This is a genomic window from Candidatus Kuenenia stuttgartiensis (assembly GCF_900232105.1).
Taxonomy (GTDB): domain Bacteria; phylum Planctomycetota; class Brocadiia; order Brocadiales; family Brocadiaceae; genus Kuenenia; species Kuenenia stuttgartiensis_A.
This window is the reverse complement of the sequence record NZ_LT934425.1, coordinates 3,999,376-4,011,585: the sequence shown is the minus strand read 5'-3', so window position 1 is coordinate 4,011,585 and position 12,210 is coordinate 3,999,376. Positions and strand designations below refer to the sequence as shown.

Here is a 12,210-nt window from a genome sequence, read left to right as displayed (position 1 = left end):
GTATGCAAGGGCTTTATTTATATTGGATATTATATGATCTCTCATTGCCATGTTGTAAGAAGGCAATCGCCTTTACACCCTTATAGTCATTGTCATCCGCAATATATTCAAGGTGTTTCGTCTCCTCGGCAAGGTCGGCAATCATATCAAAAATCCATCTTTCGTAGGGAAGTGAAGCAATCTCCAGCAACCCGGAGGCATCTGTTTGAGATATTTCTCCGTCTCTCCAGCGCCTGGCAATGCTGCTTATTTCCTTATAGAGATTCTCGTTGGCGGGAAACCTGCAAAACCGGTATCTCTTATTGTCAACAACTTTATCTATTATTACCTCTGGTTCAGAATAAATGCTTTGTTCAAAACCGGCGTTTTTAATGTTTTTCATAGTAAACTCCTTGTAAATATTTAAAATGAATTCTAATAGTTCTACTACAACATAGGGCAATAGGTGTGCCAACAAACACCTCAACGGTATAACATATTGCACTGCAATAGGTTGTATTTATCACGTATTAAATATTGTTTTTAAATAGCGGCGGAAATAGGTCTTTTATTTGCGAAAAACGGCTAAAAACAGCCTCTTTGTTAATTTTGAGCGAGATTATTAACCAATGGTTGGGGAAAAAAAGATACTGGTGGTGGAGGATGACGAATACGTCCTCGGTAGTATTAAAAGTGTTCTGGACAGCGAAGGATACGAGATCAGTACGGCGTCTAATGGTTTGGAGGCGATGAGTATTTATAGAAAATCGCCGCATGATCTGGTTATTGCAGACCTTAAAATGCCTAAAATGGATGGGTTTGAATTATTAAAACAATTAAAGCTTGAATATCCGGAAGTATTTTTGATTATGATGACTGCATATGGCAGCGTGAGAACTGCTGTGGAAGCGATAAAGATAGGCGCTTATGATTATCTCACGAAACCAGTTTCTGCAGAGGAGTTGAGACTGGTCATCAAACGCGCCTTTGAAAAACAAAATCTGATAATAGAAAACAGGGCATTACGAAAGGAACTGGAAGAGAGGTTTAGCTTTGGCAATATAATAGGGGGGTCGCACAGAATGCGGCAAATATATGACCTGATCATGCAGGTGGCAGACACTGACGCTACGATACTGATAACCGGGGAAACGGGCACAGGTAAAGAGCTTATAGCGCACGCTGTTCATCACAACAGCAGCAGGAAAGATGCTCCTTTTGTCGTCATAAATTGCAGTGCATTGCCTGAGTCGCTGCTGGAAACAGAACTTTTTGGACATGAAGAGGGCGCTTTCACCGGCGCTGTAAAACAGAGGACAGGCAAGTTTGAACATGCAAACAAAGGTACGGTTTTTTTTGATGAAATGGGGAACTTGCCTCTTTCTATGCAAACAAAACTTCTCAGGTTATTGCAGGAGAAATCTTTCGAAAGGATTGGCGGAAATAAGACAATAAAGGTTGACGTAAGGGTTATTGCCGCCACCAATAAAGACCTCAATAACTTATCGGAAGAAGGGGGTTTCAGAAAAGATTTATACTATCGTTTAAATGTTATTCCCATTCAATTGCCGCCCTTGAAAGAAAGATTAGAAGATATCCCTTTGCTTGTATTGCACTTTATCGAAAAATATAATAAAGCGTTTAAAAAAAATATTAAATCTATCTCTCAAAATGCCCTTAATATCATGATGTCATACCATTGGCCTGGCAATGTCAGGGAACTCGAGAACTTGACAGAGAGGGCAGTAATTATGGCAAAAGACAATATAATTAACGAGGTTGATATGCCAATACTCCACCAAAAACAACAGAAAGAAGCATTCGTTAATACCCCTAATGACCATGTTACCAATATCGACATGGAAACCTTCTTATCAGAGTGCGAAGTCCTGTATATAATGAAACTTTTAAAACAATGCAAAGGACGAATTGACTCTTCTGCCAGGATTTCCGGTATCGACGCAAAAACCCTTTACCGGAAAATGAAGAAATATAACATAAACAAGGATACCTTCAAGGATTAATTAGTGGCAGGGTAAAAACTCATTCTTTTGGTGCATAAACGCCCGAATATGCCATTCATGCCCGATTTTTTTATAAACAATTACGTGTTACAGGTTTATATCTCTTTCACATTAAATATTACCCTTTTTTAAGATGTTATTGCCCGAAAAGTATATATTTGATATTTGCTTTTGAAGCACAGCTCTTCTGCAAATAAATCTTATATTTGAAACCACTTAGAAAACTTCTTAGCGACTTTTTTATTTTTTTATACTATTGGTACTGCAGTTGCGCTTAGGTTATTACAACTTAATCCATTAGGTCTTTTACACTTTCTTAAAGAATAGGTGGGAATGAATAATGAAAAAAATATCCGCATTTATAAAGCCAGGTGCCGTACAGATATTAGAAAATTATTTCGGAGAAATTGGACATCCGGTAATAAAGACGTATATAAAAGATCAAGACCAAATAGCAACCAGGTCTGTCTTTTGGCGCGATGACGAGTACGTAGTAGATATAATAAAGAATGTAAAGATAGAAGTTGTCTTAGAAGAAAACGCAGTAGACGATGCATTGCGGAACATAAGCAGATTCTTACATGAAGAAGATGGAAATAACTGTGAATACGAATATGCGTTGCGGTTAAAGTCAGGCATAATTAAAAAAGATATAATAACGGAAGATGGCAGATGGGTATCATTGACGCCAAAGCAGGAACACGTTTTTTCTGAAGGGACGCCACTTACGAGACAAAGTGAGGTTTTAAAGATTGTGGACGTCTGCCCTTAATCTTTAGCTACAACAGGAATATTATTAGGAGGAAATAAAATGAAAAAAATAGAGGCAATTATTCGCCCTGAACGTTTTATGGCGGTTAGTTCTATGTTGCAGGAAACGGGAATAATGGGAATGCATGTTACTGAAATCAGAGGGCAAGGAAGTGAAATCAGTAAGACACGGGTATGGCGTGGAAGAGAATATATGGTAGATTTACACAAAAAGATAAAACTCGAGGTTGTAGTCCCGGAAGCAGAATTGGAGACGGCAATCAAAATAATTATGGAAGAGGCAAAAACAGGGGTTATTGGCGATGGAAAAGTATTTGTGACTCATGTGGAATCAGCCTGTCGCATACGCACGGGCGAAACTGGTCATAATGCCATTAGCGCTAACGGAAGGGTTGTAAAATTATCTCCAAAAGAATCGGGGGATATGAAGGCTGTTGAGAGTCTCAAAAAAGAGCGTGCTTCCCTGAACGAAGTTTTTCCAAAGTAAAAAAACATCGTCAGATTTTAAACAACGCTCTACGATTAAATAAAAAGTAACGTATAAAATATACGCGTTTAGTGATAGAAAAGTTTGTAAACGGGCATATGCTACACAATATATACTCAATCAGACGGAAGCCAGCGGCTTCAATCTGATTGAGTATAGAAGGCAATGAATGCGCATGTCAGAAACCAGTGATTTCAGTCTGATTGAGTATATGCTAAATTATTTATAGCATTATGTATATAAAGGAGATTTAAAATGCAGAATATGTGCAGGATCAAGATGAGTCGCTTTGGCTTGGTCCTTTTTTGCAGCGTTACTATGTTTTTCCTATGGGCAAACTGTGTGCAGGCAGGCGATCCCAGTGGCGCATTCACGTTCACGCAAAGCTTCGAAGGCTTGAGCACTTCAGGAAACTTTGTTTGGATATTGGTGGCGGCGTTTCTTATTCTCTTTATGCAGGCCGGGTTTATGCTGCTTGGCGGGCTTGTTCGCTCCAAAAATATGCTTAGCTACATGGCTCATTGCTTTATGGCTACAACGGCGGGAGTCTTTATTTTCTGGCTATTTGGTTTTGCATTTATGTTCGGCGGTTCTCACTTGGCGTCAGGCCTTGATAAAGGTAATCCCTTTATAGGTTATGGCGGCTTTATGCTTTTAGGAGATACGTATGATGTAAAGACCATTCTGCTCTTTACCTTCATGGCGGTTGTTGCCACTTTTATTGGCAGCATCATTGCCGGCGCTGTTGCAGAAAGGATTAAGTTTTCCGCCTTTTTAATCGCAGGGCTTCTCGTGTATACATTTGCTTATTCATTCTACGGCCACTGGATATGGGGCGAAGGATGGCTTGCTAAGTTAAAATTGGGGGTGGGAGTCAAGGACTTTGCCGGATCTGGAGTAGTCCATGCAATTGGTGGAATCTGTGCCTTTATGGGTGCATGGGCGCTAGGTCCGAGAATCGGAAAATTTAATAAGGACGGCTCTTCTAACCATATCCATGGACACAACATTGCCTATGTACTTATTGGCACCGTTGTTTTAGCCTTTGGGTGGCTTGCTTATGATGCTGGCAGCACCCTCGCAATATCGGAATTACGGTCTTCAATTATTGCTGCCAATACCCTCCTTGCCGGTATTTCAGGCGCTGTCATTGTCGTATTATATACCTACTGGAAATCTAGAAAAGCGGATATAGCGGAGGCTTGTAATGGCGCACTGGGAGGTTTTGTAGCTGTATCGGCGCCATGTGCGTTCATTGCGCCATGGGCTGCCGTTATTATAGGGTTAGTTGGCGGTTTGTTGATGTGCGGCTCGGTGTGGCTTGTTGAACGTAAGTTTAGAGTGGATGATCCCCTTGGTGCGGTATCTGTGCACGGCGCTAATGGGTTGTGGGGGCTTCTTGCCGTAGGGATTTTTGCCGACGGTTCATATGGAGGAGTAAGTGGGCTGATCGTTGGTTCCGGCCAGCAGTTTCTTGCCCAGCTCATCGCCTTCGCCACCGCCATAGTATGGGCAGGTGGACTGGGCTTCGTCATATTCTTTGGACTAAAACATACCATCGGTATCAGGGTATCTGAAGCAGAAGAGCTTGACGGGCTGGACATGCATATTCATGGTACTCAGTGTTACCCTGCGGACGGGAGATACATGGAGGATATCGATGCTGTAATGCGCAAGCATATTAGACTGGGTGAGCTTGTCAACCAGGGGTAACAATTATATTGCAAAACAGGGTGCCCATTAAATGTGAATTTTAAATTGATACCAGGGAGGTACGGCCTTTTGGGGATAAATAGAAAGCAAGAGTGAAAGTTTCACTTTATCTTTATTTCTAACCCCGAAGGGCCGTGTTCGTGTTGAACCTGTATGACATTGTCTATAAATCAAACATCGTGAGTCTCTTGAGTATGCAAATGTTTTAAGTAGTACCCTCCGCCCCATAAGCGCTAACTTGTTTTAGGTATGCTCGAAGTATTTTGATATCTGTGTTTTTCGGATTCTTGTATTTTCTGCTAAAGAACAAGCAATGTCATTCCAGCACTTAAGAACTTCCTGTAATGATAACGCTGGTTCTATAGCCCGTTTTACTTGATTAAGCATAAAAGCAAATTCACGCCATTTGCTTTTAGTCTTCTTGCTTGACAATGAAGTATCCCCAGGGGGAAAAAGACGTAGCAAAATCTATTAGTTTTTCTGTCAAAAGAGCAACGAATAGTTTGCCATAAAGCCAAGCTTTTGAGCTATCATCATCGTATTTAGGTAAGTGTCCAAATTGTGCTATTTGTTTAAATCTTTTAAAGACCAGTTCAATTTGCCATCGAACTCGATACCATTCTAAGATATCAAAAGCGGTAAATTGATTTTCAGGAAACGTTGTGAATACTATTACGTACTTGGCATAAATAAGGGTCTCCGGTTTTAGTTCAATGCCCTTTTTGCTTGCATGTCTTTTAAGTTTTTTATGAGCTATTTTAATGGCTTCTTCTGTTTTGCGTATTATACAAAGACGACCTTTGACATATTCAGTATTATCAACGTTTGGAATAAAAACGTTCCATGATTTTATAGCAAGGGGTCTTTTTAAATATTGGATTTCTTTCAATAAAGGAAAGGGTTTCTTTTCTTCGCCGAATATCCGTAGAGATTGCGAATTAACTCTAACGCTAAGATAAGCGCCTTTCCTTGTTGCATGATGAATTCCTTGGCCAGTACAGTAACCTCTGTCAGCTATAATATAATCATCTTTTTTCATCGGAAACTGCCGAAAAGATTCTCCTGTGCCTTCTCCTTCAGTTCCCGTAAGTTTAAAGAAATCGCAAGATAATGAAGGAACCTCAATACTATAATGAATGCGCCAAAGACTTCCTGTTTTCCCAGGTTCCTTTACTGTTGTTGCATCAAATAAGCGAAGATGAAAATTATTCCGTTTATTAATTTGGAGGCCACGCTCACGGAATAAAGATAAACATAATTTATATAGCCATTCTTTGCTCTTTTTTAATCGCTTTAATAAGGCAACATCGGATAAATCTGCTAAGTTAGCACGCTTGGCTCGAACTACTGTTTCACGCAATGAATAGCCACATCCTAAATGAATTAATAATGTTCGAAGAAGCTTTTCTTCAGATTTATCCTTGCGCAAGCCTTTTAAAGCATTTGTATCAACGGCTAAACTTTTCCAATCGTTTGGGAAGAAAGTTCTTAGAAGATCCCAATCTTCTCTCATCATGGCTTTATCCTCCTATAGAGTGATTAGCGGGATAATTAACATAAAAATACCATGATGAATAAAATTTGTCAATAAAACAAGTTAGCGCTTATGACCCTCCGCCCCCTCTCTACTTTTGCTATAAGGGGGGAAGGGTGCTTCCTTTTGAATAAACAGACGGTCGCCTTTATACAACTGCGCAGATAATTTTTTATTGATAATTAAAGGAGCCTTGAATGATTTTGTTTAAACCGGCTACAAATCTTTGCGGGAAAAAATCCGCAGCCGGATGTTCGATGAACTCCTTGGTATAATAGCAGGGTCGTTGTTTTCTGGTACTGTGGGATATTTCTTTTTGCGCAATACACTGCCAGACGTTACTTAGACAAAGCAGAATATTCAGTCTGCTTGTCCCATTACGACTTGATGGCAAACGCTGTTTCCAAAATGTGTCCGGCTCCAGGAATCCCACAAATACAATCCCAACCAGTACGCGCTCCATTCACTTGTACGGCACAATTCATTTTGTCTAGCCGTATCTGGAGGGTCTCTCAGGTTATTATGGACAATTCGTCACGGTAATCCGAAAACAATGCCAGTTGTTTTACCTTAGGCTTTTCACCTGAAAACGCCTCTATTGTCCGAAGCCATCCCGCCCGGAGGTTGTTTACTGTCCGCCGGAACGATTTGTTCGCCCTTCTTATATTCATTAGCATTCATCACGCCCCACATCCACCTCTGAATTCGAGCAGTTATGTCTTAAAATTCTTGCAAAACTTATGTTGTTGTATATAATACCGCATTATGAGAATTGTAATTGATACCAATGTTTTGTAGTACGGTAGTTTTTTGAAAAAAGCTTCAACTTTTATGAGTACGACACAAATTCCCGATTGGCGTCGGGAACAAATTTCACATCCTTTAACTCCGCACTTCGGTGGCGATCAAAATCCAGCTTTTTAATGCATATAAGAAAAATACATCCGTGGACGAAAAATTATGCGAAAGCTGTTCAAATCCAGAGAGAATTGAGCAATGCATTAATTTTAAAAAAAGATCACGGTAAAATATGCACGGTAGCGGGCGCCGATGTTTCATACGATAAATATAGCGATCTTGTATTTGCTGCAGTAATTGTCTTTAGGTGTAATAAAAATCTTGAAAAGATTGAAGAAGCAACTGCTATTGAAAAGGCCATGTTTCCATATATACCCGGCCTTTTGTCATTTAGAGAAGCACCCGTACTTCTTAAATCATTTAAGAAATTAAAAACAGCACCAGATATAATTCTTTTTGATGGACAAGGAATAGCGCATCCCCGGTTTTTAGGTCTTGCATCGCATTTAGGCCTTATCTTAGACAAACCGGCCATTGGTTGCGCAAAAAGCTGTCTGGTAGGTGAGTATTCTGCTGTTGAAAATGCAGTAGGCGCATACTCCAACCTCATTTATAAAGATAAAATGGTAGGAGTCGCATTGAGAACAAAATTAAATACAAATCCTATTTTTGTTTCTGTCGGGCACAAGACAAGCCTTTCTTTTGCAACGCAGTTTGTTTTAAAGGTATGCAGGGGGTATCGCATTACTGAACCGGTTCGGCAAGCACATTTGTTGGTAAATAAACTACGCGTTCAAAACATAAAAAAAACTCAAAGAATCTCTTCAATTACATAGGAAATTCAATATTTTTGTAGAGACGCATGCGATGCGTCTCTACATTAACATCAATAACAGAATATAGTGCTGCCAAAGGCACCTGATGTAACTCTTTTATTAAAAACTAAGTACTATAAATAACAGGAACACTTCGTTATAATAGATATTCATGAGGAAGGATATTGTATGAAAATAAAGGCGATATTTTTTGATTTAGACGATACTTTGTACGACTGTACAAATCTGTTGATTGACGCTTCCAGGAGACGGGCAGCAAAAGCAATGGTTGAGGCAGGACTTCCCACTACGGAAGAGAACGCATATCAATTACAAAAGGAACTTATCGCCAGGCATGGCCCTTACCATCCCGTGTTTAACGAAATTGTAAAAAAATTTCGCGCAAACAAAAAATTTATCAATATTGCGTATCGTGCATACAATAGCAGCGAGCTTTCCGGGATCGTCCCCTTTTCCGATGTAATACCCACCCTCAGAGATTTAAAGAAAAGAGGATTCAAACTGTTTTTACTTACCGTGGGGGTGCATGAAAGGCAGGAAAACAAGGTCAAAATACTTGGTTTGAAATCGTGTTTTAGTGAAATTATCATTAATGACCAGGAAATTGGTATGCTTATGGAAGACTGCATACTTGATTGTCTCAAAAGACATAATTTAAATCCAAACGAAGCGGTTATGGTGGGCGACAGGACGCGGAATGAATTAAGGGCTGCAAAGTCCCTCGGATTGATTACGATACAGATGTTACATGGAAGATTTAAACTGGAACAACCAATACACGAATGCGATAAACCGGACTATAAAATAAAACGCATCTTTCAGATTCCTACGATTCTTCAACTTTACAATAGCGGTAAGACCCCTGATAATCTCAAGATTGTCGCAATTGGCGGCGGAACCGGTCTGCCGATTATGCTTGAAGGCGCTAAGACGTACAGCAAACACCTCTCGGCGATGGTTACCGTTACTGATTCAGGAAGAAGCTCCGGGATTTTAAGGGAAGAGTTTGGAATTCTCCCCCCGGGCGACGCAAGAAATTGCCTCATAGCTTTGTCGGAAACTGAAGAACAGGAACAGGAATTATACCAGCTTTTTCAATACAGATTCAACAAGGGTTCGTTAAATGGCATGAGTCTGGGAAATTTATTAATGGCCGCTTTAACTGACCTTACCGGCAGCTTCGACCTGGCGATAAAAAAGGCCAGCAAGATTTTAAATATTAGGGGAAAAGTGCTACCATCAACGCTTAATGATACACACATATGCGCAGAATTGGAAGATGGGGCTTATGTAGAAGAAGAGTTTAATGTCCGTGCCGTGGGAAAGTCTCCTATTAAAAGGGTGTTTTTAAAAAATGAAAATGTCGAACCATTGCCGGAAGCCGTGGAAGAAATTCTCAACGCGGACATTATTGTTATCGGCCCAGGCAGTTTGTACACAAGCCTTATAACAAATTTGCTGGTGACCGGAATACGCACCGCTATTTGTAACAGCAATGCAGTAAAAATTTATGTCTGTAATATCGTTACACAACCAGGGCAAACGGATAAATATAAAGTATCGGATCATATTCAGGCAATTAATAAATATCTTGTTGATGGCATGGTTGATTATGTGATTGTTAATGACAAAATTCCCAAAAAAGAGATTCTTGACCGGTACAAAAAAGAAGGGGCTGAATTGGCGGAATTTGACAATGGTGTGCACGGATTAAACATAAATATAAAAAAAGCGGATTTGGTAGAAGATTTTGATAAAAAACGTATCCTCTGGGAAAAACAGGATCTGCTTCGCCATGATCCGGACAAACTCGCAGATGCCGTATTAAGAGTATATGCCAACTTACCTATGGTAAAATATAAATAATACAGTAGTCAGGATTTTTTTAGAAATAACGATAAGATGAACAAAAAAACAAAGACTGTTATTGTCACAGATAAAATAAACGGAAAGGCAATCATTCTGGCTGGGGGAAAAGGAACCAGACTATGGCCCTTATCCAGAGAAGACCACCCGAAACAATTTGTTGAATTTAAGGATGGATTGTCTTTGTTTCAGTTAACGATAGAAAGGCTTTTGCCATGTTTTTCCCCAAAAGACATTTTTATCGTTTCTCATGAAAGTTATAAGTTTACCGTTTTGAATCAGATTCAATTATTGCCTGGAGTAAAAAATGCAATCAAGAATTTGTTAAAGGAAAATATTATTTTAGAACCTGTTCCCAAAAACACCCTCCCAGCCATAATGCTCTCGTTAAAATATATTGAGAGTAGAACTATTTTAAATGAGAACGAACTCATATGTGTATTGCCGTCCGATCATATAATTGAACCGGTGAACGATTTTGAAAAATGCATACGGCAGGCGGAAACACTCACAGAACAGGATAAAATTATTGTATTTGGGGTGAAACCGACATTCCCCAAGGAAGGATACGGATATATTCTCCTGAAAAGAAAGTTCGGTGCAGGGTATTTGGTGGATACATTTGTAGAAAAGCCTTCGATTCAAAAAGCCAAATTACTTATAAAAAAAGGGGGGTTGTGGAATTCCGGGATATTTTGTTTTAATAAAAAAACATTCCTGGGAGAACTCGCAGCATGTTCACCGTCAAGCTACAAATATTATCAATATACGTATGATGAATTTTGCAGGAATTTTGAAAACATAGTGGCAGATTCTATTGATTACGGGATTATGCAAAAAACAAAAAATGCGGCATTGATCAAATTTAATCTTAAATGGTCGGATTTGGGAAGCTGGGATAGTTATTTACAGTTTTATACCAATGGAAAGGGAAATTTTACCATTGGAGATGCTGAATTTTTTGATTCAAAGAATTGCTTTGCGTATTCGGACAACAGGCTTGTTTGTTTTTTAGGTGTGAATGATGTAATGGCGATTGATGCTGCGGATTCTTTATTGATCGTTAAAAGGGGTTGTTCGGATAATGTAAAAGAACTCGTATCGGCGATAAATAAAAAAGGACTACAACACACAAAGACCGGCAGCACAGTGTACAGGCCGTGGGGGTACTATACGGTGTTGCATGAGCAAGACAATTACAAGGTAAAAGAAATCGGTGTGTATCCCCAAAAAACTCTTTCATTGCAAAAACATAAATACAGGAGCGAACATTGGAATGTTGTTGAGGGGAAAATTGATATATATATAGGCAATACAAAAAAGCAAATACAGAAAAATGAAAGCGTCTTTGTTCCTCAGAATGCCAAACATAGGATACACAATCCCACGGACAAAATTGCAAAAGTTATAGAAGTGCAGATTGGGAGTTATGTAGGTGAAGATGATATCGTCCGGTATACAACCTACAAATAAAAAAAAGTAGGGGAGAAGCATTTGCCCGTTTGGGTGTGAACGCATTTATGACAATTCACAGCAAGTGCTTTGCCCCTACACTACGACAAAAATAGTGACAATTTGATTTTTTGGAAAAAATACTTCGGTTGTTATTTGTTATTATAGAAAGGTGTAATAATGAAAAAATCCTTAGGCGCAAAAGCTATTGCATACCCAACCCCCGTATTTATTGTTTGTTCCTATGATAAAGAAGGCAAACCAAACGCAATGAACGTAGCATGGGGCGGCATATGCTGTTCGAGTCCGCCATGCGTTGCCATCTCACTGAGAAAAGCGACATATTCGTATAATTGTATTGTTGAAAGGCAGGCGTATACGATTAATATTCCGTCTGAAAAATATGCAAAGCAGGCAGACTATTTTGGCGTTGTTACCGGTAAGGATGTGGATAAATTTTCTGCTGCCGGACTTACTCCCATCAAGGGAGAGTTTGTTGACGCACCGTATATAAATGAATTTCCGGTTATTCTGGAGTGTAAACTGCTTCACACCTTCGAAATAGGATTGCACACGCAATTTATCGGCGAGATTATGGATGTTAAGGCGGAAGAATCAGCCTTAAACAATGACGGCGTGCCTGATATTGAAAAGATCCGGCCTATGATATATGCCCCTGAAACACGTGCATATTACGGCATTGGAAGCTGCCTTGGCAAGGCATTTTCTATAGGAAAAAATATATAAAAA

General features: G+C 39.5%; 10 protein-coding genes and 1 pseudogene. 8 read left to right on the top strand and 3 right to left on the bottom strand.

Going from position 1 to position 12,210, the window contains the following annotated elements; genetic code table 11:
* Positions 1–13: 13 nt before the first annotated feature.
* Positions 14–382, bottom strand: coding sequence for a hypothetical protein (locus KSMBR1_RS18695; RefSeq protein ID WP_099326668.1), 369 nt, complete (start codon positions 380–382; stop codon positions 14–16).
* Between the two features lie 226 nt (positions 383–608).
* Between KSMBR1_RS18695 and KSMBR1_RS18690 the strand changes: the two genes are divergently transcribed.
* The 4 genes and pseudogenes from KSMBR1_RS18690 (at position 609) to KSMBR1_RS18675 (ending at position 4,974) form a co-directional block, all read left to right on the top strand.
* Positions 609–2,003 carry a sigma-54-dependent transcriptional regulator gene (locus tag KSMBR1_RS18690; RefSeq protein ID WP_099326667.1) on the top strand — a complete coding sequence of 465 codons (1,395 nt, stop codon included), beginning with the start codon at positions 609–611 and terminating at the stop codon, positions 2,001–2,003.
* A gap of 340 nt (positions 2,004–2,343) precedes the next feature.
* On the top strand, positions 2,344–2,775 hold the full coding sequence (locus tag KSMBR1_RS18685; RefSeq protein ID WP_099326666.1) for a P-II family nitrogen regulator: 432 nt from the start codon (positions 2,344–2,346) through the stop codon (positions 2,773–2,775).
* A 39-nt stretch (positions 2,776–2,814) separates the two neighbouring features.
* A pseudogene (locus KSMBR1_RS18680) lies at positions 2,815–3,150 on the top strand (P-II family nitrogen regulator); the annotation flags it as partial.
* 429 nt (positions 3,151–3,579) lie between these two features.
* Positions 3,580–4,974: an ammonium transporter gene (locus KSMBR1_RS18675; RefSeq protein WP_230405656.1), complete on the top strand. Its 1,395-nt coding sequence runs from the start codon at positions 3,580–3,582 to the stop codon at positions 4,972–4,974.
* A gap of 412 nt (positions 4,975–5,386) precedes the next feature.
* Here the strand turns inward: KSMBR1_RS18675 and KSMBR1_RS18670 are convergent, their stop codons facing one another.
* Both KSMBR1_RS18670 and KSMBR1_RS21320 read right to left on the bottom strand, forming a co-directional pair.
* Positions 5,387–6,490 carry an IS4-like element ISCku3 family transposase gene (locus KSMBR1_RS18670; RefSeq protein WP_099323887.1) on the bottom strand — a complete coding sequence of 368 codons (1,104 nt, stop codon included), beginning with the start codon at positions 6,488–6,490 and terminating at the stop codon, positions 5,387–5,389.
* A 530-nt stretch (positions 6,491–7,020) separates the two neighbouring features.
* On the bottom strand, positions 7,021–7,179 hold the full coding sequence (locus KSMBR1_RS21320) for a hypothetical protein (protein ID WP_157820726.1): 159 nt from the start codon (positions 7,177–7,179) through the stop codon (positions 7,021–7,023).
* 252 nt (positions 7,180–7,431) lie between these two features.
* Here KSMBR1_RS21320 and nfi point away from each other — a divergent pair, with 252 nt between their 5' ends.
* The 4 genes from nfi to KSMBR1_RS18645 all read left to right on the top strand — a co-directional run bounded on the left by nfi (position 7,432) and on the right by KSMBR1_RS18645 (position 12,207).
* A complete protein-coding gene (gene nfi / locus KSMBR1_RS18660) occupies positions 7,432–8,142 on the top strand; it encodes a deoxyribonuclease V (protein WP_099326662.1) in 711 nt (236 codons plus the stop codon).
* Positions 8,143–8,310: 168 nt separating this feature from the next.
* A complete protein-coding gene (gene yvcK, locus KSMBR1_RS18655; RefSeq protein ID WP_099326661.1) occupies positions 8,311–10,008 on the top strand; it encodes a YvcK family protein in 1,698 nt (565 codons plus the stop codon).
* 36 nt (positions 10,009–10,044) lie between these two features.
* Positions 10,045–11,481: a mannose-1-phosphate guanylyltransferase/mannose-6-phosphate isomerase gene (locus tag KSMBR1_RS18650; protein ID WP_099326660.1), complete on the top strand. Its 1,437-nt coding sequence runs from the start codon at positions 10,045–10,047 to the stop codon at positions 11,479–11,481.
* A gap of 159 nt (positions 11,482–11,640) precedes the next feature.
* Positions 11,641–12,207: a flavin reductase family protein gene (locus KSMBR1_RS18645; protein WP_099326659.1), complete on the top strand. Its 567-nt coding sequence runs from the start codon at positions 11,641–11,643 to the stop codon at positions 12,205–12,207.
* Positions 12,208–12,210 lie beyond the last annotated feature (3 nt).

What these genes read in the sequence shown, in the direction of transcription:
- KSMBR1_RS18695 (WP_099326668.1), bottom strand. Translation starts at nt 382, where the DNA reads ATGAAAAACATTAAAAACGCCGGTTTTGAACAAAGCATTTATTCTGAA.
- KSMBR1_RS18690 (WP_099326667.1), top strand. Translation starts at nt 609, where the DNA reads ATGGTTGGGGAAAAAAAGATACTGGTGGTGGAGGATGACGAATACGTC.
- KSMBR1_RS18685 (WP_099326666.1), top strand. Translation starts at nt 2,344, where the DNA reads ATGAAAAAAATATCCGCATTTATAAAGCCAGGTGCCGTACAGATATTA.
- KSMBR1_RS18675 (WP_230405656.1), top strand. Translation starts at nt 3,580, where the DNA reads ATGTTTTTCCTATGGGCAAACTGTGTGCAGGCAGGCGATCCCAGTGGC.
- KSMBR1_RS18670 (WP_099323887.1), bottom strand. Translation starts at nt 6,490, where the DNA reads ATGATGAGAGAAGATTGGGATCTTCTAAGAACTTTCTTCCCAAACGAT.
- KSMBR1_RS21320 (WP_157820726.1), bottom strand. Translation starts at nt 7,179, where the DNA reads ATGAATATAAGAAGGGCGAACAAATCGTTCCGGCGGACAGTAAACAAC.
- nfi (WP_099326662.1), top strand. Translation starts at nt 7,432, where the DNA reads ATGCATATAAGAAAAATACATCCGTGGACGAAAAATTATGCGAAAGCT.
- yvcK (WP_099326661.1), top strand. Translation starts at nt 8,311, where the DNA reads ATGAAAATAAAGGCGATATTTTTTGATTTAGACGATACTTTGTACGAC.
- KSMBR1_RS18650 (WP_099326660.1), top strand. Translation starts at nt 10,045, where the DNA reads ATGAACAAAAAAACAAAGACTGTTATTGTCACAGATAAAATAAACGGA.
- KSMBR1_RS18645 (WP_099326659.1), top strand. Translation starts at nt 11,641, where the DNA reads ATGAAAAAATCCTTAGGCGCAAAAGCTATTGCATACCCAACCCCCGTA.